The following is a 21594-nucleotide window of genomic DNA, read 5'->3' as shown; positions in this document are numbered from 1 at the left end:
GCCCGCCCCCCGAGACGCCCGCCCGCCGGCAAGACGACCTGACCATCGGGCTGAGCGCGGTGATCGTCGCCGTGACGGAGGACGACCCCAAGGTGCTGGCGATCCGTCGCGGCGTCGGCGAGGTGGTGGGCGGGGCGAGCGAATCCCTGCCCTCCGGCCCACTGGAGCGCGGCCACCGCACGCTGGAAGTGGGCCTGCGAAGCTGGGTGGAGCGGCAGACCCTGCAGGTGCTCGGCCATGTCGAGCAGCTCTACACCTTCGGCGACCGTGACCGCGGGGAGGATGCCCGGCGCTCGCTCTCGCTGGCCTATCTCGCGCTGGTGCGCGAGGCGCGCCCGGCCGGCGATACCGATGCGGTATGGCAGAGCTGGTATCGCTATTTCCCGTGGGAGGACTGGCGCGACGGCCGTCCGAAGGTGCTCGACGCGCTGGAGCCGGGCCTGCACGCCTGGGCGGCGGCAGCGGCGGATGCGCGCGCCGGCGAGATGCGGGCGGAGCGGGTGACGCTGTGCTTCGGCAAGGATGGCGGCAAGGACGGCTCCTGGAACGAGGAGCGCGTGCTGGAGCGCTACGAGTTGCTGTACGAGGCCGGTCTCGTGGCGGAGGCGCTGCGCGAGCGCGGCGCGGCGCGCACGGCGCTCAGGCCGTCCGGCGTCGAGATGGCGGTGGATCACCGCCGCATGCTGGCGCTCGCCATCGCCCGGCTGCGCGGCAAGATCAAATATCGCCCCGTTGTGTTCGAGCTGATGCCGCCTTCCTTCACCCTGCTGCAGCTCCAGCGCACGGTGGAGGCGCTGTCGGGGGTGCGGCTGCACAAGCAGAATTTCCGCCGGCTGGTGGAGCAGCAGCGCCTCGTCGAGGAGACCGGCGAGACCGCGACCGAAACCGGCGGGCGGCCGGCGCGGCTGGTGCGGTTCCGCCGCGAGGTGCTGCTGGAGCGCCCCGCCCCCGGCGTGCGGCTGCCGGGTGGCAGCGGGCGGCGGTGACGTCGAGCGTCCGTTACGTCACATTCGCGACGCATTAGGCCGTTAGTTTCCCATCGTCGCCGGTCTGGCGGCCGAGCCGGCATCTGTTGCGATGCGAGGCTTTCTTTCACCACACAGACGCATAGCGTCAGCCGCCGACATTACGTCGCCGCGGCATCGAGGATTTATGACTAACAAGAAGCAGACCCACCCTACCCAGCCCGTCATCCGCTCCAGCACTGACTGGAAGCCGGAGCCGTGCGGCCTGACGCGCGAGCAGATTCGCGCCATCATCATCGAACAGATCGGCTGAACCGGCCGACACCCCCCGCACGGCGCCCGGACCGGGCGTCGGCGCGGGGCCATTTTTCCCGTCCGATCTGTCACTCCCGCCCGTCGATCCACTTCGACATCACGAGGCGCGGGGCGATCTCGAATCCCAGCTTTTCATAAAACGCCACGACGCCGGCATTAGTCTCGCGCACCAGAAGCTGCGCCTTGACGATGCCGCGCGCCTTCAGCCAGCCTTCCGCAGCCTCCACCATCACGCTGCCGATGCCCTGGCGCTGCATCGTCGGCTCGGCGGCGAGGTAGTAGAGCCAGCCGCGATGCCCGTCATGGCCGACCATGACCGCCCCGACGATCCGCCCGCATTCCGCCCGCGCGATCAGCACGTCCGATGCCTCGCGGCCCAGCGCCTGCCGGAAATCCGCCGCCGGGTCGTTATAGGGCACGGTGAGCCCGCAGGCGCGCCAGAGGTGGACCACGGCACGTTCGTCGGCGGCCGCGGCGGGCCCGATCTTCAAGGTCATGAACGAAATTCCAAGCGCTGCGCGTGCCTTGCGGCATGATCCGCAAATTGGATCATGCCATTTGTGACGGGCCGTTGACAGGCACTTATACTCAGTCTTAGCATAAGCCAAATGCCGGGCCTCGCGCCCGGTCTTTCTTGACCCTAGTTATACTCAAAAAGAGTATAAGGGAGTGGACATGCTGGACGCCAACGCCGTGGAACGTTCCACCCGGTCTCGCGACGAGGCCGCCGCCCGCCTTTATGCCGAGCCCGCGCGGCCGGCGACGCTGCCGCTGCCCGAGCTTTATGCGCGGGTCGCCGGCCACGTCACCCCCGCGGAATGGCCGCTGATCGCGCGCGAGGTCGAGGCGATCGAGCGGCTGAAGAAAGAGCGCAACGCCGTCGTGCTCGGTCACAATTACCAGGCGCCGGAAATCTTCAACACGGTGGCCGACATCGTGGGCGACAGCCTTGCGCTCGCCCGCGAGGCGGTGACGGTGGATGCCGACGTCATCGTCATGGCCGGCGTGCATTTCATGGCCGAGACCGCCAAGCTGCTGAACCCGTCCAAGACCGTGCTGATGCCGGACATGAAGGCCGGCTGCTCGCTGGCCGAGAGCATCACCGCCGCCGACATCCGCCTGATGCGCGAACGCTTCCCCGGCGTGCCGGTGGTCACCTATGTCAACACCTCCGCCGAGGTGAAGGCCGAGAGCGATTATTGCTGCACCTCCGGCAACGCCGTGAAGGTGGTGCGCCATGTCGCGAAGGAATGGGGCACCAAGCGCATCCTGATGCTGCCCGACGAGTTCCTCGCCCAGAACGTGCAGAAGGAAGTGCCGGAGCTGGAGCTGATCGCGTGGAAGGGCCATTGCGAGGTGCATGAGCGCTTCACCCCGCAGGACATTCGCGACCTGCGCGAGAACCATCCCGGCGTCGTGGTGCTGGCGCATCCTGAATGCCCGCCCGAGGTGGTGGCCGAAGCCGACTATGCCGGCTCCACCGCCGGCATGGCCGACTATGTGCGCGACGAGAAGCCCGCGCGCGTGGTGCTGATCACCGAGTGCTCGATGGCCGACAACGTGTCGGTGCTCCACCCGGATGTCGAGTTCGTGCGGCCGTGCAATCTGTGCCCGCACATGCGCCGCATCACCCTGCCGGCGATCCGTCGCTCGCTGGAAACGATGACCCACGCCGTCGAGATCGATCCCGCCATCGCCGACCGCGCCCGGCTCGCCGTCGAGCGCATGCTCGCCATCCGCTGAAGGCTGCTTTTCAAGGACAATCGCCGTGAAGCACGCGCCTGAAAACGTCGTCGTTGTGGGCGGCGGGGTTGCCGGCCTCGCCACCGCGCTGCGGCTCAGCCCCCTGCCGGTCACGCTCATCGTCGCCTCCACCCTCGGGCAGGAGGCCGCGACCGGATGGGCGCAGGGCGGCATCGCCGCCGCGCTCGGCGCCGATGACCGGCCGGAGTTGCACGCCCTCGACACGCTGGCCGCCGGCGCCGGCCTTTCCGATGTCCCGGTCGCCCGGCTGGTCGCGGAGGCCGCACCGGCCGCCATCGACTGGCTGGTCAGCCTCTCCACCCCGTTCGACCGCGACGCTTCCGGCGCGCTCGCGCTGGGGCTGGAGGCCGCCCATTGCCGCCGGCGCATCGTCCATGCCGATGGCGACGGCACCGGGCGCGTGGTGTTGGAAACACTGGTACGCGCAGTGCGCGCCTGCCCGTCGATCCATCTGATGGAGGCGACCCGCGCCACCGCCCTGCTGCGCGACACGCACGGGCGGGTCGCGGGCCTCGCCGTCACCCGCGCCGATGGCGAGACGCTGCGCCTTGCCGCCCGCGCGGTAGTGCTGGCGACCGGCGGGCTCGGCGGGCTCTATGCCTCGACCACCAATCCACTCGGGGCAACGGGCTCGGGCCTCGCTCTTGCCGCCCGCGCGGGGGCGGTGATGCGCGACATGGAGTTCGTGCAGTTCCACCCGACCGCCATGGCGGTGACCGACGCGCAGGCGCGCGGACCCGGCGGCCCGGCGCCGATGCCGCTCGCCACCGAGGCGCTGCGCGGGGAAGGCGCGATCCTGCTGAACGAACGCGGCGAGCGCTTCATGGAGAACGTGCCCGGCCGCGAGCTTGCCCCGCGCGATGTGGTGGCACGCGCCATCTTCGCCCAGATCGCCAGCGGCCGTCAGGTGGTGCTGGACGCCCGGCTCACGAATATCGACCGCCGCTTCCCCGGCGTGGTCGCGCTGTGCCGGGCCAATGGCATCGACCCGGCGCTGACCCCGATCCCGGTGCGGCCGGCGGCGCATTACCACATGGGCGGCATCAAGGTGGACCTCTCCGGCCGCTCGACGCTGGAAGGGCTGTGGGCCTGCGGCGAGGTCGCCTCGACCGGGCTGCACGGCGCCAACCGGCTCGCCAGCAACTCGCTGCTGGAGGCGCTCGCCTTCGCCCCGCGCATCGCCGCCGACATCGCCGGCCGCGACGTCCCGGGTGTGCGCGACCTCGAGGGGACCGCCCCGGTGCGCCGCTCGCTGTCGCGCGCAGAAATCCGCGCACTGATGGACCGGCAGGTCGGGGTGGTGCGCGAGGCGGCGTCGCTGAGGGCCGCTCTCGGGCAACTCACCGCGCTGGCCGAGCGCGACGGCGACGACCTGTCGCTGATCGCGCGGATGGTCGCGCAAGCCGCGCTGCGGCGCGAGGAGAGCCGGGGCGGGCATTTCCGCGCCGACTTCCCGCAGCCCGCTGCCGACGCTCGGCACGCCGAGATCGCGCTGGACGACATCGCGCTGGAACCGGCCGAGCGGCAGGTGGCGTAAGACAGCCTCGTATAGGCCGCCCATCGGACGAGATGATCCGCGACGCGGATCGGTGAGGGCGACACGGTCGCGGAGCCGTCCAGCTTCCCTCACCCCACCCCTCGCCCATACGGGGCGAGGGGGCAGCGGCGACACCCGGTTTCCGGGCCGCAGGAATTTCACAGGTTAAACAGCCATGTCCCAGTCTCATCTGCCTCCCCTGCCCCATCTGCTGGTCGAGCCGCTGCTGCGCACCGCGTTTCTCGAAGACCTTGGCCGCGCCGGCGACATCACCACCGATTCGGTGGTGCCCGCCGGCCTGCGCTTCGAGGCGGTGGTCGCCAGCCGCCAGCCCGGCGTCGCCGCCGGCATCGATGTCGCCCGCCTCGCCTTCCAGCTCTATGACCCCACTCTCGACGTCACGGTCGAACGCCCCGACGGCGCGGCGCTGGCGCCGGGCGATGTGGTGATGCGCGTGCGCGGTTCGGCGCGCTCCATCCTCTCGGCCGAGCGCGTGGCACTGAACCTCGCCTGCCGCATGTCCGGTATCGCGACCGCCACCGCCTCGCTGGTCGAGATCGCCCGGGCCCACGGCAAGGCTCATGTGGTGTGCACCCGCAAGACCACGCCGGGCCTGCGCGCGCTGGAAAAGCACGCGGTGCGCGCCGGCGGCGGCTCCAACCACCGTTTCGGCCTCGACGACGCGGTGCTGATCAAGGACAACCACATCGCGGTCGCCGGCGGTGTGGTGCCAGCCATCCGCGCGGCCAAGGCCCATGCCGGGCACATGCTGAAGATCGAGGTCGAGGTCGACACGCTCGATCAGCTCCACGAGGCGATGGCGGAAGGCGTCGACGCGGTGCTGCTCGACAATATGGGGCCGGAACTGCTGCGCCAGGCGGTCGCGATCGTGGGTGGGCGGGCGCTCACCGAGGCCTCGGGCCGGATCAATCGCGAGACCATCGGCCCGATCGCGGCCAGCGGCGTCGACCTGATTTCGGTCGGCTGGATTACCCATTCCGCGCCGATCCTCGATCTCGGGCTGGATGCCGTCACGACGCTGTAAGCCACGCGTCTCATCCCTTGGTCGGGGGCGCGCGCGCCATGCCTGCCCTTGAAACGGGCATGCTTTTGTGCGATGCATATAGCCGTCTGCTAATGGTTATGCGGGAGAGACCGACAGTCCTCCCGGACATGTGTCGGCGCCGACGGAGCAACCCCCCAGGAAACTCTCAGGCCCAAGGGACCGCATAATCAGGACGATCTGGAGAGAGGCGCCGCCGCGATGAAGGCAGGCGTCCACCGAAGGGGAAGCCCGAGTGGTGACGGTTCGTTCCGTCCGGCTCGGGGCGAGCTCTCAGGTACCGCGACAGATTGGGGACAGTGGGCCGGATGGATGAGCCATCCGCGCCTTGTCGTCCTCAAGCGCGGGAGTTCCCCATGCGCAGCATTGCTGTTATCGGCGCCGGCATAACCGGCATCACCACCGCCTATGCCCTCAGCGAACGTGGCTACGACGTCACGGTCATCGATCGCCAGCGCTATGCGGCGATGGAGACCTCCTTCGCCAATGGCGGCCAGCTCTCCGCCTCCAACGCCGAGGTGTGGAACTCCTGGTCCACCGTGCTCAAGGGCATCAAGTGGATGTTCAAGGCGGACGCCCCGCTGCTGATGAACCCCAAGCCCTCCTGGCACAAATATTCCTGGATGGCCGAGTTTCTCGCCAACATCCCGAACTACAAGGCCAACACCATCGAGACCACCCGCCTCGCCATCAAGGCGCGGGACTACATGTTCGAGATGGCGAACCGCGAAGGCATCGACTTCAAGCTCGAAAAGCGCGGCATCCTGCACATCTACCGCGACAAGCTCGGCTATGACGCCGCCGCCCGCGCCAGCGAGCTCTATGCCCAGGGCGGCCTCGCCCGCCGCGCCGTCAGCCCCTCGGAAATCCGCGCGATCGAGCCGACGCTGCACGGCAATTATTACGGTGGCTTCTTCACCGAATCCGACTCCACCGGCGACATCCACCTGTTCACCCGCGGCCTCGCCGATGCCTGCCGCCGCCATGGCGTGACCTTCGTGAACGAGGCGAGCGTCGATTCGGTCAAGCACAGCGTCAGCGCCGGCAAGCCGCGCGTCGATATCGCGCTCACCCTCGCCGCGTCGAGCGATGAGGCCCAGCCGGTCCATGAGACCATGAGCTTCGACGGCGTGGTGGTCTGCGCCGGCGTCGGCTCGCGCGCGCTGGCCGCCCAGTTCGGCGACCGCGTGAACATCTATCCGGTGAAGGGCTATTCCATCACTGTCATGCTCGACGACGAGGCCAGCCAGAACGCCGCGCCGTGGGTGAGCCTGCTCGACGACCAGACCAAGATCGTCACGTCGCGCCTCGGCAAGGACCGCTTCCGCATTGCCGGCACCGCCGAGTTCAACGGCGAGAACCGCGATATCCGCGCCGACCGCATTGCGCCGCTGGTGAACTGGACCCGCAAGCTGTTCCCCGGCGTCTCCACCGCGCGCGCCGTGCCGTGGGCCGGCCTGCGCCCGATGATGCCGAACCTGATGCCGCGCGTCGGCGCCGGCAAGCTGCCGGGCGTGTTCTACAACACCGGCCACGGCCATCTCGGCTGGACGCTCTCGGCCGCCACCGCGCAGATGATCGCCGAAAAGATCGCCACCGACATGCCGGTCGAAAAGCCCAGCGCCCAGATCTTCCGCCTTGCGGCGGAATGAGGCATAGCGCTTCCGTCTCACCCGCCTCCGGCCTGCGCCGGGGGCGGGTTTTTCATGGGCGTCCGCCTCAGAACACCAGTGAGCGGTGAAGGTTCACCCCGGCCCAGGCGCCGTCCGCCACCGCGAGCGACACCGAATGCGGCACCCGCGCCGCGTCCCCGCAGGCATAGGCGCCGGGAATGCTGGTCTCCTTGGCCTCGTCGGCGCGGATCTGCGTGCCGAAAGGCGTCTCGGCCAATGCGCAGCCCAGCGCCTGCGCGATCGGCGTCGCCGGCGCATTGAGTGGGGCGGTGAACAGACCGGCAAAGTCCAGCTGGCGCCCATCTTCCAGTACCACGAGCGCCGTCTCCTCGATGCGCGCGATCGACACCTCCTCCAGTGCGACGCCATGCGCGGCAAGCTCCGCCCGCGCACCGGCACCGGGCACGAAAGCGCCATGGGTGAACAGCGTGACCTCGCCCCATTCCGCGACCAGCCGGGCCTGATGCAGCGCGCCCTCACCAGTGGCGATGACGCCGATACGCCCGCGTTCCAGCTCGTAGCCGTGGCAATAGGGGCAGTGAAACACGCTGCGCCCCCAGCGCTCGGCCAGCCCGTCAATGGCGGGCAGCGTGTCGCTGACGCCGGTGGCGAACAGCAGCCGGCGCCCGTGATGGACCGCACCCGAGGCGGTGGCGACCGTAAAGCCGTCCTTCGACCCGGACGCGGCGAGCGCGGTGTCCTCGACCCAGTGCAGCGTCGGGTACGCCCCAAGCTGGGACCGTGCGACCCGCGCGATCTCGGCCGGATCGACACCATCTTGTCCGAGAAAACCGTGCGAGCGGCTGGCGAAGCGGTTGCGGCGCAGGCCGGCATCAATCACCAGCACCGAACGGCGTGCGCGCAGAAGCTGGAGGGCAGCGGCCATTCCGGCGTAGCTGCCCCCGATAATGACGACATCGTGCATGGTCAGGCTTGTCCCTGTCTGTAGGCGGCGTGACGCCGTTGGAACTCGGCGGCGAGTTCCGCGAGGGTGATCCGGGAAAATCGTTCGAGGAGCAGCGCCTCGGCTTCGGCGAAGGCGTCATCGAGCGCCGCGTTGACCGATTGTTCGACCAGGCATTGCGGCATCTCGTTGCGATTGCCGATGGCGAAGATCGCGGGCTCGCCGAGCGTCTCGTGAAGCTGGCGAAGCGTGACCTGTTCCAGATCGGCCACGATCTGCCAGCCGCCACCCGAACCGCGGGCTGAAACGACCAGACCGGCGTCCCGCAGCAGGCCCATGGTGCGGCGGACGACGACCGGGTTGGTGTGCATGCACCCCCCCAGTTCTTCGGAGGTCACCGGCCCCTCCCGCTCGGCCATATGAAGCAGGGCGTGAAGCACCGAGGAGAGACGGCTGTCCTTTTTCATGTAACTTCGATTATTACGATTCGAGGCGAAAAACAAGGCCGGCCGCCTGACGCGGCCGGCCTTGGTCGACCGGCTCACACTTTCGCCGCCCGCAGCCTCAGCGCATTGGCGATGACGCTGACCGAGGACAGCGACATGGCGAGCGCCGCCACCATGGGCGAGAGCAGCAGGCCGAACACCGGGTAGAGCACGCCCGCCGCGATGGGCACGCCCGCCGCGTTGTAGATGAAGGCGAAGAACAGGTTCTGGCGGATATTGGCCATGGTCGCGCTGGACAGGTGCCGCGCGCGGACGATGCCGGTGAGGTCGCCCTTGAGCAGGGTGACGCCCGCGCTCTCGATGGCGACATCGGTGCCGTGCCCCATGGCGATGCCGACATCCGCGCTCGCCAGAGCCGGCGCGTCGTTCACGCCGTCGCCGGCCATCGCCACCACGCGCCCCTCCTTCTTGAGGCGCTCGATCACGGCGGCCTTGCCCTCCGGCGCCACTTCGGCCTCCACCTCGGGGATGCCGAGCTTTGCTGCCACCGCCTGCGCGGTCACGCGGTTGTCGCCGGTTAGCATGACGACGCGGATCCCGTCCGCGCCGAGCTGGCGGATTGCCTCGGGCGTGGTCGCCTTGATCGGATCGGCAATGGCGAGAATGCCCGCCGGCTTGCCGTTGATGCCGATAAAGATCGCGCTCGCGCCATCGGCGCGCAGCTCGTCCGCGCGGGCAGCCAGCTCGGCGGTATCGATGCCGAGCTCCTTGAGAAAGGCGGCGCTGCCCAGCACCACGCGCTTGCCTTCGACGAGGCCATAGGCGCCCTTGCCGGTCGGGCTGTCGAAGCCGCGCACCTTGGGGATGTCGATACCCTTCGCTTCCGCCGCCGCGACGATGGCCTGCGCCAGCGGGTGCTCGGAGGGACGCTCGACGCTGGCGGCGAGCCGCAGCACGCCGTCCTCGTCAAAGCCTTCCGCCGGCACGAGAGCCGTCAGCGCCGGCTTGCCTTCGGTCAACGTCCCGGTCTTGTCGACCACGAGGGTATCGACCCTCTCCAGCCGCTCCAGCGCCTCGGCGTTCTTGATCAGCACGCCCATCTGCGCCCCGCGCCCGACCCCGACCATGATCGACATCGGCGTAGCGAGCCCCAGCGCGCAGGGACAGGCGATGATCAGCACCGCCACGGCGGCGATCAGCGCATGGGCGAATTTCGGGTCCGGCCCGAACCAGGCCCAGGCGGCGAATGCGATGAGCGCCGCGCCGACCACCAGCGGCACGAACCAGCCGGCGATGCGGTCGGCCAGCCGCTGGATCGGCGCGCGCGAGCGCTGCGCCTCCGCCACCATCTGCACGATTCGCGCGAGCATGGTGTCGCGGCCCACCTTGTTCGCCACGATGACGAGGCCGCCGGAACGGTTCAGCGTGCCGCCGATCACCGCGTCGCCCTCGGCCTTGGTCACCGGCATGGATTCGCCGGTGACGAGGCTCTCGTCCAGCGCCGAGCGGCCTTCCTCCACCGTGCCGTCGACCGGCACCTTCTCGCCGGGGCGCACGCGCACCCGATCACCGACGCCGATCTGATCGAGCGGAACCTCTTCCTCGCCGCCGTCGGCGTTGATACGCCGCGCGGTTTTCGGCGCGAGGTCCAGCAGCGCCTTCAGCGCGCCGGAGGTCTGTTCGCGGGCGCGCAGTTCCAGCACCTGCCCGAGCAGCACCAGCACCGTGATCACCGCCGCCGCCTCGAAATAAACCGCGACCGTGCCGTCCGCCGCGCGGAATCCGTCCGGGAACGCGCCGGGCGCGAGGACCGCGACCACGCTATAGAGATAGGCCGCCCCGGTGCCGAGCGCGATCAGCGTGAACATGTTGAGGTTACGGGTCAGCACAGACTGCCAGCCGCGCACGAAGAACGGCCAGCCGGCCCACAGCACCACAGGTGTCGCCAGCACGAACTGAATCCACACCGACGTTTCCGGCGGCACCAGATGGTGCAGCGCCGGAATCAGATGGCCGCCCATTTCCAGCACGAACACCGGCAGCGCCAGCACGAGGCCAATCCAGAACCGGCGGCTCATGTCGATGAGCTCGTGGTTCGGCCCGTCGTCGAGGCTCACCAGCATCGGCTCCAGCGCCATGCCGCAGATCGGGCAGGAACCGGGGCCGATCTGCCGGATTTCCGGGTGCATCGGGCAGGTATATTCCGTGCCCTCCGGCACCGGCTCGGCCGGGGCCTTGTCGCCGAGATATTTCTGCGGGTCGGCGATGAACTTGGTGCGGCAGCCGGGCGCGCAGAAATAATAGGTGACGCCGTTGTGCTCGGCCTTCAGCGTCGCGGTGTGCGGATCGACATCCATGCCGCAGACGGGGTCCTTCGCCATGTGGGAGGACGCCGGGGCGGGGGCGTGGTCGTGGCCGTGGTGGTCGTGACCCGCATGGTCATGGTGCGCATGATCGTGGCCGCCGCCGCAGCACGAGGACGCTTTCGGCTCCGGCGCCGTCGCCTTGTGCCCACCGCAGCAGGAAGCGCCCGCCTTTGATGGATCGCGCGCTGAATGATCGTGCGCCGCGTGCTCATGATCCGCGTGATCGTGCGCCTTGTGCTCCGCCATCGCCGCCTCCTTGCATACCCTGCCGGGGTATCGACCCCGGCTTGCGATATATACCCGGCAGGGGTATATGACAAGCATGCAGAACGACACGCGCACCGCTTGCCTGAAACGCCTCAACCGCATCGAGGGACAGGTGCGGGGTATCTCCCGCATGGTCGAGGATAACCGCTATTGCATCGATATCGTCACGCAGGTGGCGGCGGTGCGGGCGGCGCTGAAGCGCGTGGAGGAAGAGGTGCTGCGCGATCATGTCGGCCATTGCGTCGAGCACGCCATCGCCTCCGGCGACGCCGACGAGCAGCGCAAGAAAGTCGCCGAGCTGATCTCGGTGCTCGGCAAGCTGAAGGACTGAACCTCAGCCGCGCTGGAGCGCGAGATGGGTGCCGAGCCCGACCAGCACCGCCCCACCGGCGCGCCGCATCAGGCGCTGCGCGCGGCTGGAGCGCCTGAGCCGCTCCACCAGAGCGCCAGCAACCATCACGCAGGCGATATCGGTCGAGGTGAACATCACATTCACCAGCGTGCCGAGCACGAGGAACTGCGCCCAGACCGGAAGGCTCGCCGCCGGATCGATGAACTGCGGCAGCAAAGCAAGGAAGAAGATCGCGGTCTTGGGGTTCAGCACCTCGACCGTCACGCTCTCGATAAAGGCGCGCCGCGCCGATTTGCGCGCCAGCCCCGGCAGCGCCACCTCCTCGCCGCCAGCCTTGGCGCGAAATAGCCCGATGCCGAGCCACACCAGATAGGCCGCGCCCGCGAGCTTCACGCCGAGATAGAGCACCGGCACGGCATGAAACAGCACGGAAAGCCCGGCCGCCGCCGCGATGACATGGACATAGCAGCCCAGATGCAGGCCGAGCACCGCCATCAGCCCGGACAGGCGGCCGCGCGCGAGCGTCTGCGCCGCCGTGTAGAGCATGGCGGGACCGGGAATGCAGGCGAACAGGCCGGCGGTGGCGAGAAAGGCGAGGAACAGCTCGGTGCGGGGCATGGGTGCGGTCGCTGCGGGGATCGAATAGAGCGATCCTAGCACAGGCGGCGCCAGCTTCAGAGCAGCGTCCGCTGCCGCGCCTCCAGCGCAAGAAGATAACGCTTGGCCTCCAGCCCGCCGGCAAAGCCGGTCAGCGTGCCGTTGGAACCAATGGCGCGGTGGCAGGGCGTGATGATGGAAATCGGGTTGCGGCCATTGGCGGCGCCAACCGCGCGGAACGCCTTGGGCGAGCCGACCTCACGGGCGATCTGCGCATAGGAGCGGGTTTCGCCATAGGGAATGGCATCCAGCGCCCGCCACACCGCGCACTGGAACTGCGTGCCGCGCGGGGCGAGCGGCAGGTCGAACATGGTCCGCGTGCCGGCGAAATACTCGCCAAGCTGCCGCCCCGCCTCCGCCAGAACCGGATGATCCGGCGCCTCCAGCAAGGCCGGCAGGCGGACGCGCGCGGGATCGTCCGCCGGCCACAGCACCGCGACGAGGCCATGATCGGCCGCGACCAGCGTGAGGAGGCCCACCGGCGACGGCAGCGTCGCGCGATAGAGCAGAGCGTCGTCGGATGCCGTCGGTTTCATCGATGGCCTTTGGTGCAGCGTCGTGTCCCGCCGGTCTGCCACGGGGCGCGGCGACCGGCCACCCGAAACGGACGATCTCAGGGTCACGCCGAGTACGGACAGAAGGAGTGCGGCACGGTCAGTGCCGCCCCAGCCCTGTCATGGCCGTGTCTGAGACGGCCATCCAAGCCGCCCCCTCACCCGCCATACAGCCCCTTGAACTGCTCGCGCAGCAGGTTCTTCTGCACCTTGCCCATGGTGTTGCGCGGCAAATCGTCGAGGAAGACCACGCGCTTGGGGCATTTGAACCTGGCGAGCCGGCCCTCCAGCGCGCCGAGCACCTGCGCCTCTGTCAGCCCCATGCCCTGGCGCGCCACCACCACGGCGGTGACGCCCTCGCCGAAATCGGCATGCGGCACGCCGATCACCGCGCTCTCGATCACGCCGTCAATGGCGTCGATCTCGGTCTCGATCTCTTTGGGGTAGACGTTGAAGCCGCCGGTGATCACCAGATCCTTGCCGCGCCCGACGATCTGCACATAGCCGCGCGTGTCGATCAGGCCGAGATCGCCGGTGACGAACCAGCCATCGTGGAACTCCGCCGCCGTCTTTTCCGGCATCCGCCAATAGCCCTTGAACACGTTGGGCCCCTTCACCTCGATCATGCCGATGGCGCCGTGGATCAGTTCGCGGCCGTTCTCGGGGTCGACCACGCGCAGTTCCACCCCCGGCAGCGGGAAGCCGACGGTGCCGGCGATGCGCTCTCCCTCATAGGGGTTCGAGGTGTTCATGCCGGTTTCGGTCATGCCATAGCGTTCGAGAATGGCGTGGGCCGTGCGCGCCCGCCATTCGCGGTGGGTCTCGGCCAGCAGCGGCGCGGAGCCGGATATGAACAGGCGCATCGCCTTCGCCGCCTCCGGCGTCAGGCCGGGGTGCTTCAGCAGGCGGGTGTAGAAGGTCGGCACGCCCATCAGCACGCTGGCGCGGCCCATGAGCGTCAGCACCAGATCGGCGTCGAACTTCGGCAGGAAGATCATCGACGAGCCGGCGAGCAGCGTGGCATTGATCGCGACGAACAGGCCGTGGGTGTGGAAGATCGGCAAGGCGTGGATCAGCACGTCGTCCGGCGTGAAGCGCCAATACTCCGCCAGCACCTGCGCGTTCGAGGCGAGGTTGTCGTGGCTAAGCATCGCGCCCTTGGAGCGGCCGGTGGTGCCGGAGGTGTAGAGCAGCGCGGCGAGGTCGTCCGGCCCGCGCGCCACGTCCTCGAAGCTCGTGCGCTGGGCGTCCGCCGCCGCGCGCAGCGTGCCGGCCCCCGCCGCATCGAGCGTCAGGAGTTGACCGACGCCGCGCGCTTTGGCGATCGGCGCCAGCGCGGCTTCCTGCGCGGGATCGCAGACGAACACCGCCGGCTCGGCATCGCTGAGGAAATAATCGATCTCGGAGGGGGTATAGGCGGTGTTGAGCGGCAGGAACACCGCCCCGGCCCGCACCGTGCCGAGATAGGCGAACACTGCCTCAAGGCTCTTCTCGACCTGCAGCGCCACCCGGTCGCCGGGCATCACCCCGAGCTGCACCAGCGCATTGGCATATTGCGCCGAGCGCCGCTCCATCTCGCCGTAATCATAGCGCCGGCCGTCCGGCAATTCGGCGAACAGGCGGGAGGGGTCGGGCTGGCGGGAGCGGATGAGGGAGAACAGGTGGTTGGTCATGTGTGGCGCTTCGTCCCGTAGCAAAATATTGGCGTCATGGCCGGGCGTGTCCCCACCGTCACCCTTCATCGGATGCGACGCTCACGGCACCTTCATCCCGAGCGATTGGACATAGCCGCGATTGATCCGCGTCCTGGCGAAGCGCGCATTGGCGAGGTAGGCGTCAAGGGTCGAAGCCACCTCCTCGCGCGAAGGCTTCGCCATGGCGTCCCATTGCTCGCGCGGGGCGGAGCCGAAGGCGGCGATGGCGTCCCAGCCGTCCGGCTTCTCGATCGAGGAGACGGTGGAGAGCGAATCGAGGTTCTTATAGGTCCAGAAGCTCCAGCCGATGCCGAATTTCTCGTTCATCTTCCGGTACTTCTCGTTCCATTCGTCGGTCAGTTCGCCGGTCTCGCCGAGAAAGATCGGCACGCCCCAGCGATTGGCGAAATTGACGTAGTCCTGCACCTCGCGCCGCTCCGGGCTCGCCCAGAACTTGTGGTAGGTGTAGCCGGCATTGGCGTCGAAGGGCGGACCGAACACGCCGAAATTGGTGCTCCACTGCGCGGCGGCGAGGATCACCGGGTGGTTCGGGTCCACCTCGCGGATCGCCTGCGTGATCTTGGCATAGAGCGGTTCGAGACGCGGATTGAGGAAGTCCGTGTCGTGATAGGGCGAGATCGGCTCGTTGAGCAGGTCATAGGCCAGCACGGTCGGCTCGTCCTTGTAGCGCTCCGCGATGGCGCGCCACAGCGCGATGGTGCGGCGCTGGAATTCCGGCACGTAGAAGGTCAGCGGATAGCCGACGCCATCATCATGGTTCACGCCGGTCTGCCCGCCGGGCGCGGCGTGGATGTCGAGGATGATGCGGATGTCATGCGCCTTCGCCCATGAGATTACCCGATCGATCAGCGCCCAGCCCTCGCCGTCCGGGTCGACCTTGGAGGGGTCGGCGGCGTCGAGGAAGAACTTCCAGTGCAGCGGCACCCGCACCGTGGTGAAGCCGGCGGCGGAGAGGAAGGCGAGGTCTTCCTCCTGAATATAGACCTCGCGGAACTGCTCCCAGAACCGCGCGGCCTCTTCCGGCCCGGCAAGATAGGAAATCACGTCCTCGATCTCGCGCGGGGAGCGGTGGACCTTGAACTTGAACATGTAGCCTTCCGGCAGCAGCCAGTTGCCGAAGCTCATGCCGCGGATCGGGAAGGTCGTGCCGTCCGGACGCACGAAGCGCGTGCCTTCCGCGCGGATGAACCCGGGCTGGCCCGTGGCCGCCGCACCCTCCTGCGCCGTCGCGGCGAGGGGCGACGCGGCGGCGGAAGCGGCAAGGGCGCCACACAGCGCGGCGCAGATCAGCAGGCGAGACAGGACGGGACGCATCATGGCGGGGCAAACTAGAGCATGTCGCGCGCGAGTTGAACGGTTTTCGCACGGGTGGAGCCGGCGCACCTCCGCAAGGGAAGCGGAGCGCTGCGATTGTGTTGCCGCAATCCCGCATCCGGCGCCTGCCGTCGGGCGAAGGCGCTCCGCCGCGCGCTCCCCGCGTGACAGCGCAGCGGTGGCGCGATAAGCCGAAAGCCTCCCTTCCCGCATCACGGGCCCCGCCTTTCCATGTCGCTTCTGCAGGCCGCCTATCTCCTCGCCGCGCTGGTTCTGCTCGTCCTCGCCACGCGGCAGGGACGGCTCCATCTCTTCCTTGCCCTCGTCATCGCCGCGGTCGGCTTCGGCTATGCCGCTGGCATGTCGACCAGCCATGTCGGCAAGGCGTTCGGGCTCGGCTTCGCGCAGAGCCTCAACGGGCTCGGCCTCACCGTGCTCGCCGCCGCCATCCTCGCCGAAATCGCCGATGCGACCGGCGCCACGGCGTGGCTTCAGGCCCATGCGCGGGCGCGGCGCTGGCGCTCGCTGCCGGTCGCGCTGGTCGGCCTCGTCGCCTCAGTCGCCTCGACGCCGGGCGCCGCCTTCGCGATCCTGACGCCGCTGCGGCGCGGGCTCGGCGCCGACACGCCGCGCGCGGCGCTGGCGATGGCGCTCGCGGTTTCCGCCGGCCACGGCCTGCTGCTGCCGGCGCCGGTGATGCTGGCGAGCATGACCATCCTCGGGGCCGACTGGCGCCTCGCTCTGGCGTACGGGGTGCCGGTCGCGCTGCTCAGCCTCCTCGTCGGGCTGGCCATGGCCCGCCTCGCCGCGTCGGGCGAGCCGCGCCCGGTCGATACCAGCGCCATCGTCGATAGCAGCCTCCACGCGCCCGGCCGCGCAGCGCTGGCGCTCGCGCTCACCAGCGCGGTTCTGGTCGCGATGCTGATCACCCAGTCGCTCGGCGACATCGCCAGCGAGCCGCTGGGCGGCGGCTCCAACCGGGAATTCCTGATCGCGCTGGGCCGCCCGCTGATCCTGCTGCTGGTCGGCGCCGGCCTGATGGTCGTGCTGACCGGGCACTGGCACGCGGACGGTTTTAGCGAACAGGGCTGGGCGGGACGCGGGCTGATGCGCGCCACCGGGCTGGTGCTGCTGATCGGCGCCGCCGGCGGCCTGCAGAAGATCGCGCAGGACACCGGCATGCCGGAGATGAACGCCGAGCGCCTGCTGGACTGGGCACCGCCCGCACATCTCGCCTTGTTGCTGCCCTTCGCCGTGGCGACGGTGGTCAAGACGCTGCAGGGCTCCTCGCTGGTCGCCGCCATCACCGCCTCGGGCATGATGATGGAGCTGATGGAGCCGCTTGGCCTCGGCTCGCCGGGCGGACGGGCGCTGGCCGCGCTGGCGGTGGGCGCCGGATCGATGACGGTCAGCCATATAAATGACGGCCTGTTCTGGCTGACAGGCGAGGCCGGGCGCTGGCAGCCGGGCGGCACGCTCGCCCGCTTCAGCCTCGGCACCCTCGTACAGGGCGTCGTCGCGCTCGCGGCACTGCTCTTGCTTGGGGTGTTCTGTATCGCCGCCTGACGGAATCCGCACCATGATGCGCCGACGCGACTTCCTCACCTCCGCCCTCGCCTCAACCGCCCTCGCCGCCTCACCCCTGCCTCTGGTCGCCATGAAAGCCTCGGCCCAGCCTGCCAGCGTGCCGCGCCTGCCGCCGGCCTTCCTGTGGGGCGCCTCCACTTCGGCCTACCAGATCGAGGGCGCCGTGACGGCGGACGGGCGCGGGCCGAGCATCTGGGACACGTTTTCCCACACGCCGGGCCGCATCAATGACGGCACCACCGGCGATGTCGCCTGCGACCATTACAATCTCTATGCCGGCGACGTGGAGCTGATGGCCCGCGCCGGCCTCCAGGCCTATCGCTTCTCCATCGCCTGGCCGCGCGTCATGCCGGAAGGCACCGGAGCCGTGAACGCCAAGGGCCTCGACTTCTACGACCGCCTTGTCGACGCGTTGCTGGCGCAGGGCATCAGCCCGTTCGCCTGCCTCTATCACTGGGACCTGCCGCAGGCGCTGCAGGACCGTGGCGGCTGGCACAATCGCGACATTGCCGGCTGGTTCACCGATTACGCGCAGGCCACCGTCGCCCGGCTCGGCGACCGGGTGAAAAGCTGGGCGATGCTCAACGAGCCCTCGGTCCACGCCATTTTCGGCCATGGCTTCGGCAATCACGCCCCCGGCCTCACCGGCTGGGCGAGCTATGTGAAGGCGCAGCACCACCAGAACCTCGCGCAGGGCACGGCGCTGCGGGCGCTCAGGGCGGCGCATTCCGATCTGATGCTCGGCACCGTGCTGTCGCTCCAGCCGGTGCTGCCGGCCACCGACCGGCCGGAAGATGCCGCCGCCGCCAGCCGCTTCGACGCCGCGTGGAACACCATCAATCTCGACCCGCTGTTCCATGGCCGCTACCCAGCGGCGTTCGAGGCGGATTTCGCCCCGCTGGTCCAGCCGGGCGACCTCGCCGCCATCCGCGCGCCGCTGGATTTCCTCGGCGTGAACTATTACGGCCGCGCCCATGTGGTGAACGCGCCCGACAGCTTCCTGGCACAGGCGAGCTTCGGCCCGCTGCCGCCCGGCACGCCCACCACCGCCATGGGCTGGCCGATCGAGCCGCAGGGCATGGTCGAGGTGCTGGCGCGGCTGCGCGATAGTTACGGCAACCCGCTGGTGTTCATCGCCGAGAACGGCGCCTGTTTCGACGATCCCGCGCCAGTGAACGGCGTGGTCGTCGATCCGCAGCGCGTCGATTTCCTGCGCGCGCATCTGGCCGCCGCCGCCGAGGCCATCGGCAAGGGCTGCGCGTTGCAGGGCTATTTCGTGTGGTCGCTGCTCGACAATTTCGAGTGGGCGGAAGGCGAGCGCCGGCGCTTCGGCGTGGTGCATGTCGACTTCGCGACGCAGAAGCGCACGCCCAAGGCCTCGCTCGGCTTCCTGTCGGACGTGATCCGGGGCAAGCCCGGCACCGGGATCGGCGGCGCCGGCGTCGCCAGCATGCCCTGAGCGGCAGCCCTGCACAGGGTGCGGGTGACATGCGCCGGACATATATGTCGGCCATGTGCATGCCAGCATCGAGCGTGGCGGTTATTGGCTCCGCCCCGGTTTGTGCTACCACACGACAAGCGAGACGCTGCCGCGCCGCGGCCAGCGATGCTGGAAACCTGAGCAGAGACGCATGCAGACAGACGATCCCGCCGTCGCCGAAATCGTCGAGTTCATCGCCGGGGAAGTCGGCGTCGATTCGAGCCTCATGACCCGCGACACCCCGGTCGCGGAACTCGGCATCTCCTCGCTCGACCTCATCGAGACCATCTTCAAGCTGGAAAGCCGGTTCGGGATCGAGATTCCCAATGACGGCCCGCTGAACGGCAATGACGTGACCGTCGGCGCGCTGGTGGACCATGTGGCTGAGCTGCTGGCCGCCAAGAACGCCCGGGCGGCCTCGGCCTGATGGCGGCGCGGGTCGCGATCACCGGGCTCGGCTCGCTCTCGGCGCTGGGCAATGACGTGGCCGCGCATCTCGCGGGGCTGAAGGCCGGCACGGTCGGCATTGGCGAGACGCGCGGCGTCGACGTCTCGACCATGAAGGTCAAGATTTCCGCCGAGGTGCGCGATTTCACCCCCGAGGCGCATTTCGAGCCGCGCCAGCTCGGCCTCATCGACCGCACCAGCCAGCTCGGCCTCGTCGCCGCGCGGCAGGCGATGGCGGATGCCGGCCCCGCGCGCGAGGGCGTCGCGCCCCACCGCGTCGGGGCGATCTTCGCCGCCTCGGTCGGCTATCACGCCGTCGACGACAGCTACCGCAAGCTCTATTTCGAGAAGGCGCCGCGCCCGCATCCCTTCACCGTGCCGCGCGCCATGCCCAGCGGGCCGGTGAGCCACGTCACCATGGACCTCGGCATTCACGGCCCGTCCTTCTCCATCGCCTCGGCCTGCTCCTCGGCCTCGCACGCCATCGGCACCGCCTTCCACATGATCCGCGCGGGCATGCTCGATGTCGCGCTGGCGGGCGGGGCGGAATCGCAGATCACCTACGGCATGCTCAAGAGCTGGGAAGCCTTGCGCGTGCTGGCCCCCGACGCCTGCCGCCCGTTCTCCAAGGATCGCGGCGGGCTGGTCATCGGCGAAGGCGCGGGCGCGGTGGTGCTGGAAAATCTCGACCACGCCGTGGCGCGCGGCGCCACCATCCATGCCGAGCTGATCGGCTTCGGCATGAGCGCGGACGGCATGGACATCACCGCTCCGGACATGGCGAGCTGCGCCCGCTCCATCTCTGCGACGCTGGAGGATGCCGGCCTGTCGCCCGACGCGGTGGACTATGTGAACGCCCATGGCACTGCGACGCCGCTGAACGACAAGACCGAGAGCGCCGCGCTGCGCGCCGTGTTCGGCAACCGCATGGCGGCGCTGCCGGTCTCGTCCTCCAAATCGATGTACGGCCACACCATGAGCGCCTCCGGCGCGCTCGACATGGTGACCATGGTGCTCGCCTTGCGCGAAGGCTTCCTGCCCCCGACCATGGGCTTCCGCGAGAACGACCCGGACTGCGATATCGACTGCGTGCCGAACCAGGCCCGCGACGCCGAGATCGAGGTTGCGCTCTCGTCGAGCTTCGCCTTTGGCGGGCTCAATGCCGTGCTGGCGGCGCGGCGCTATCGCGGCTGAGGTCGCCCCTCACCCCTCCACGCGAAACTCCGCCGCCAGCTTATCGCCCACCAGCGCGCGCACCGCCTCCTGTTGCGCCGCCAGCCGCTCGCGGCAGAAGGCGGCGACCTCGCGCGGCAGGCGGCCGAGCTCCTGCCGGCGCGCGATCAAGGTCAAATGGCGCGTCAGCGACGGGCCGGGCAGCGGGTGGCAGGCCAGCCCCGCCAGCGGCACCCCGGCCTCCAGCAGGCAGAGCGGCGTGGTGATGGCAAAGCCGGCGCCTGCCGCCACGCTGGCGCTCACCCCATAAGGCGTGTCGAACTCCAGCCGGCGCGGCAGATCGAGCCGCAGCCGTCGCAGATGGCGCTCGATCTCCATGCCGGTCTTCGAGCGGGCGGAGAAGCGCACCAGCGGCGTCTGCCGCGCCAGTTCCGCCAGATCACCCGCGCGGGTCGGCGCGGGAGCGGCTTCCGGCAGCAGCAGGATGTAAGGCTCGCTCAGCAGCGGCCAGCGCTCCAGCCCCTCGATCTCGTCGAGCTCATCGGCCCCGACCAGCAGGTCGAGCTGACGCGTGAGCAGCGCCCCGGCATGGGAGGCGGTAAGCCCCGAGAGCAGCGACACCTGTTCCGCCATCTCGTCGAGCCGGCCGGCGAGCGGGGCCATCAGCACGCGGGCAAGCGAATCCACCAGCCCGGCGCGCAGCAGCGGCAGGCGCGCGTGCTCGGCCTCGCGCAGCAGCGGCGCGATCTGGCGCGCCTCGGAAAGCAGCGCGCTCGCCCGCTGGCGCAGCGCCCCGCCGGCGGCGGTGAGGGCGAGCGGCCGCGCGCGCCGGTCGAACAGCGCGATGCCGATGCGCCGCTCCATGTCGGCAATGGCCTGCGAGATCGCCGGCTGGGTGAGCGAGAGCCGCCGCGCCGCCTGCGCCATGGTGCCGGCGTCGCAGACGGCGAGGAAGATTTCCAGCGCGCGAAGGTCGAAGGGCAGCGTGTCGGAAGGTGGCATGGGTTGGCACAAC

Annotated in this window: 20 protein-coding genes and 2 riboswitches; of the genes, 11 read left to right on the top strand and 9 right to left on the bottom strand. The window is 69.3% G+C overall.

The window, feature by feature from the left end:
• Nucleotides 1-38: 38 nt before the first annotated feature.
• Both VRZ77_RS14010 and VRZ77_RS14005 read left to right on the top strand, forming a co-directional pair.
• Nucleotides 39-986, top strand: a complete 948-nt coding sequence (locus VRZ77_RS14010; RefSeq protein ID WP_414593259.1) for an NUDIX hydrolase — start codon at nt 39-41, stop codon at nt 984-986.
• Between the two features lie 166 nt (nt 987-1152).
• Nucleotides 1153-1278, top strand: coding sequence for a hypothetical protein (locus tag VRZ77_RS14005; RefSeq protein WP_281063226.1), 126 nt, complete (start codon nt 1153-1155; stop codon nt 1276-1278).
• Nucleotides 1279-1348: 70 nt separating this feature from the next.
• Here VRZ77_RS14005 and VRZ77_RS14000 read toward each other — a convergent pair whose 3' ends face one another.
• Nucleotides 1349-1777: a GNAT family acetyltransferase gene (locus VRZ77_RS14000; protein WP_414593257.1), complete on the bottom strand. Its 429-nt coding sequence runs from the start codon at nt 1775-1777 to the stop codon at nt 1349-1351.
• Between the two features lie 178 nt (nt 1778-1955).
• Between VRZ77_RS14000 and nadA the strand changes: the two genes are divergently transcribed.
• The 4 genes from nadA to VRZ77_RS13980 all read left to right on the top strand — a co-directional run bounded on the left by nadA (nt 1956) and on the right by VRZ77_RS13980 (nt 7296).
• Nucleotides 1956-3023: a quinolinate synthase NadA gene (gene nadA / locus VRZ77_RS13995; protein ID WP_414593256.1), complete on the top strand. Its 1068-nt coding sequence runs from the start codon at nt 1956-1958 to the stop codon at nt 3021-3023.
• A gap of 25 nt (nt 3024-3048) precedes the next feature.
• Entirely contained in the window at nt 3049-4581 is a 1533-nt protein-coding gene (locus VRZ77_RS13990) for an L-aspartate oxidase (protein ID WP_414593255.1), read from the top strand.
• Between the two features lie 175 nt (nt 4582-4756).
• Nucleotides 4757-5626 carry a carboxylating nicotinate-nucleotide diphosphorylase gene (gene nadC, locus VRZ77_RS13985; RefSeq protein ID WP_414593254.1) on the top strand — a complete coding sequence of 290 codons (870 nt, stop codon included), beginning with the start codon at nt 4757-4759 and terminating at the stop codon, nt 5624-5626.
• Between the two features lie 91 nt (nt 5627-5717).
• Nucleotides 5718-5819: riboswitch (glycine riboswitch) on the top strand.
• Nucleotide 5820: 1 nt separating this feature from the next.
• A riboswitch (glycine riboswitch) is annotated at nt 5821-5937 on the top strand.
• Between the two features lie 63 nt (nt 5938-6000).
• The gene (locus VRZ77_RS13980) at nt 6001-7296 is read left to right on the top strand and encodes a D-amino acid dehydrogenase (protein WP_414593253.1); all 1296 of its coding nucleotides are present in this window, start codon (nt 6001-6003) and stop codon (nt 7294-7296) included.
• A 67-nt stretch (nt 7297-7363) separates the two neighbouring features.
• Here the strand turns inward: VRZ77_RS13980 and VRZ77_RS13975 are convergent, their stop codons facing one another.
• The 3 genes from VRZ77_RS13975 to VRZ77_RS13965 all read right to left on the bottom strand — a co-directional run bounded on the left by VRZ77_RS13975 (nt 7364) and on the right by VRZ77_RS13965 (nt 11279).
• Nucleotides 7364-8242, bottom strand: a complete 879-nt coding sequence (locus VRZ77_RS13975; RefSeq protein ID WP_414593252.1) for an NAD(P)/FAD-dependent oxidoreductase — start codon at nt 8240-8242, stop codon at nt 7364-7366.
• 2 nt (nt 8243-8244) lie between these two features.
• Entirely contained in the window at nt 8245-8688 is a 444-nt protein-coding gene (locus tag VRZ77_RS13970) for an RrF2 family transcriptional regulator (protein ID WP_414593251.1), read from the bottom strand.
• 74 nt (nt 8689-8762) lie between these two features.
• On the bottom strand, nt 8763-11279 hold the full coding sequence (locus VRZ77_RS13965; RefSeq protein WP_414593250.1) for a heavy metal translocating P-type ATPase: 2517 nt from the start codon (nt 11277-11279) through the stop codon (nt 8763-8765).
• Nucleotides 11280-11355: 76 nt separating this feature from the next.
• Between VRZ77_RS13965 and VRZ77_RS13960 the strand changes: the two genes are divergently transcribed.
• On the top strand, nt 11356-11631 hold the full coding sequence (locus VRZ77_RS13960) for a metal-sensitive transcriptional regulator (RefSeq protein WP_241619729.1): 276 nt from the start codon (nt 11356-11358) through the stop codon (nt 11629-11631).
• A 3-nt stretch (nt 11632-11634) separates the two neighbouring features.
• Here VRZ77_RS13960 and VRZ77_RS13955 read toward each other — a convergent pair whose 3' ends face one another.
• From VRZ77_RS13955 to VRZ77_RS13940, 4 genes are all read right to left on the bottom strand, one after another.
• Nucleotides 11635-12270 (bottom strand): LysE family translocator, encoded by a 636-nt coding sequence (locus VRZ77_RS13955; RefSeq protein ID WP_414593249.1) that lies wholly within the window; start codon nt 12268-12270, stop codon nt 11635-11637.
• Between the two features lie 56 nt (nt 12271-12326).
• A complete protein-coding gene (locus VRZ77_RS13950) occupies nt 12327-12845 on the bottom strand; it encodes a methylated-DNA--[protein]-cysteine S-methyltransferase (RefSeq protein WP_414593248.1) in 519 nt (172 codons plus the stop codon).
• A 176-nt stretch (nt 12846-13021) separates the two neighbouring features.
• Complete coding sequence (locus tag VRZ77_RS13945; protein WP_414593247.1) at nt 13022-14536, bottom strand: malonate--CoA ligase; 1515 nt, start codon at nt 14534-14536, stop codon at nt 13022-13024.
• Between the two features lie 81 nt (nt 14537-14617).
• A complete protein-coding gene (locus VRZ77_RS13940) occupies nt 14618-15895 on the bottom strand; it encodes a glycoside hydrolase family 5 protein (protein WP_414593246.1) in 1278 nt (425 codons plus the stop codon).
• 228 nt (nt 15896-16123) lie between these two features.
• Here VRZ77_RS13940 and VRZ77_RS13935 point away from each other — a divergent pair, with 228 nt between their 5' ends.
• The 4 genes from VRZ77_RS13935 to VRZ77_RS13920 all read left to right on the top strand — a co-directional run bounded on the left by VRZ77_RS13935 (nt 16124) and on the right by VRZ77_RS13920 (nt 20600).
• Nucleotides 16124-17458 carry a GntP family permease gene (locus VRZ77_RS13935; RefSeq protein WP_414593245.1) on the top strand — a complete coding sequence of 445 codons (1335 nt, stop codon included), beginning with the start codon at nt 16124-16126 and terminating at the stop codon, nt 17456-17458.
• Nucleotides 17459-17471: 13 nt separating this feature from the next.
• Nucleotides 17472-18938 (top strand): GH1 family beta-glucosidase, encoded by a 1467-nt coding sequence (locus tag VRZ77_RS13930; RefSeq protein WP_414593244.1) that lies wholly within the window; start codon nt 17472-17474, stop codon nt 18936-18938.
• Nucleotides 18939-19110: 172 nt separating this feature from the next.
• Nucleotides 19111-19386: an acyl carrier protein gene (locus tag VRZ77_RS13925; protein WP_241619717.1), complete on the top strand. Its 276-nt coding sequence runs from the start codon at nt 19111-19113 to the stop codon at nt 19384-19386.
• Nucleotides 19386-20600 (top strand): beta-ketoacyl-[acyl-carrier-protein] synthase family protein, encoded by a 1215-nt coding sequence (locus VRZ77_RS13920; RefSeq protein WP_414593243.1) that lies wholly within the window; start codon nt 19386-19388, stop codon nt 20598-20600. Before VRZ77_RS13925 ends, VRZ77_RS13920 begins: the two co-directional genes overlap by 1 nt.
• Before the next feature lie 9 nt (nt 20601-20609).
• On the opposite strand, the gene VRZ77_RS13915 is transcribed toward VRZ77_RS13920, so the two are convergent.
• On the bottom strand, nt 20610-21581 hold the full coding sequence (locus VRZ77_RS13915; RefSeq protein ID WP_414593242.1) for a LysR family transcriptional regulator: 972 nt from the start codon (nt 21579-21581) through the stop codon (nt 20610-20612).
• Nucleotides 21582-21594: the final 13 nt, after the last annotated feature.

It is taken from the genome of Ancylobacter sp. G4_0304, from assembly GCF_047501495.1.
GTDB lineage: Bacteria > Pseudomonadota > Alphaproteobacteria > Rhizobiales > Xanthobacteraceae > Ancylobacter.
This window is presented reverse-complemented; position numbering and strand designations above follow the sequence as displayed.

What these genes read in the sequence shown, in the direction of transcription:
- nadC (WP_414593254.1), top strand. Translation starts at nt 4,757, where the DNA reads ATGTCCCAGTCTCATCTGCCTCCCCTGCCCCATCTGCTGGTCGAGCCG.
- VRZ77_RS13915 (WP_414593242.1), bottom strand. Translation starts at nt 21,581, where the DNA reads ATGCCACCTTCCGACACGCTGCCCTTCGACCTTCGCGCGCTGGAAATC.
- VRZ77_RS13945 (WP_414593247.1), bottom strand. Translation starts at nt 14,536, where the DNA reads ATGACCAACCACCTGTTCTCCCTCATCCGCTCCCGCCAGCCCGACCCC.
- VRZ77_RS14005 (WP_281063226.1), top strand. Translation starts at nt 1,153, where the DNA reads ATGACTAACAAGAAGCAGACCCACCCTACCCAGCCCGTCATCCGCTCC.
- VRZ77_RS13960 (WP_241619729.1), top strand. Translation starts at nt 11,356, where the DNA reads ATGCAGAACGACACGCGCACCGCTTGCCTGAAACGCCTCAACCGCATC.
- VRZ77_RS13940 (WP_414593246.1), bottom strand. Translation starts at nt 15,895, where the DNA reads ATGATGCGTCCCGTCCTGTCTCGCCTGCTGATCTGCGCCGCGCTGTGT.
- VRZ77_RS13925 (WP_241619717.1), top strand. Translation starts at nt 19,111, where the DNA reads ATGCAGACAGACGATCCCGCCGTCGCCGAAATCGTCGAGTTCATCGCC.
- VRZ77_RS13935 (WP_414593245.1), top strand. Translation starts at nt 16,124, where the DNA reads ATGTCGCTTCTGCAGGCCGCCTATCTCCTCGCCGCGCTGGTTCTGCTC.
- VRZ77_RS13950 (WP_414593248.1), bottom strand. Translation starts at nt 12,845, where the DNA reads ATGAAACCGACGGCATCCGACGACGCTCTGCTCTATCGCGCGACGCTG.
- VRZ77_RS13930 (WP_414593244.1), top strand. Translation starts at nt 17,472, where the DNA reads ATGATGCGCCGACGCGACTTCCTCACCTCCGCCCTCGCCTCAACCGCC.
- VRZ77_RS13965 (WP_414593250.1), bottom strand. Translation starts at nt 11,279, where the DNA reads ATGGCGGAGCACAAGGCGCACGATCACGCGGATCATGAGCACGCGGCG.
- VRZ77_RS13970 (WP_414593251.1), bottom strand. Translation starts at nt 8,688, where the DNA reads ATGAAAAAGGACAGCCGTCTCTCCTCGGTGCTTCACGCCCTGCTTCAT.
- VRZ77_RS13920 (WP_414593243.1), top strand. Translation starts at nt 19,386, where the DNA reads ATGGCGGCGCGGGTCGCGATCACCGGGCTCGGCTCGCTCTCGGCGCTG.
- VRZ77_RS13975 (WP_414593252.1), bottom strand. Translation starts at nt 8,242, where the DNA reads ATGCACGATGTCGTCATTATCGGGGGCAGCTACGCCGGAATGGCCGCT.
- VRZ77_RS14000 (WP_414593257.1), bottom strand. Translation starts at nt 1,777, where the DNA reads ATGACCTTGAAGATCGGGCCCGCCGCGGCCGCCGACGAACGTGCCGTG.
- VRZ77_RS13955 (WP_414593249.1), bottom strand. Translation starts at nt 12,270, where the DNA reads ATGCCCCGCACCGAGCTGTTCCTCGCCTTTCTCGCCACCGCCGGCCTG.
- nadA (WP_414593256.1), top strand. Translation starts at nt 1,956, where the DNA reads ATGCTGGACGCCAACGCCGTGGAACGTTCCACCCGGTCTCGCGACGAG.
- VRZ77_RS13980 (WP_414593253.1), top strand. Translation starts at nt 6,001, where the DNA reads ATGCGCAGCATTGCTGTTATCGGCGCCGGCATAACCGGCATCACCACC.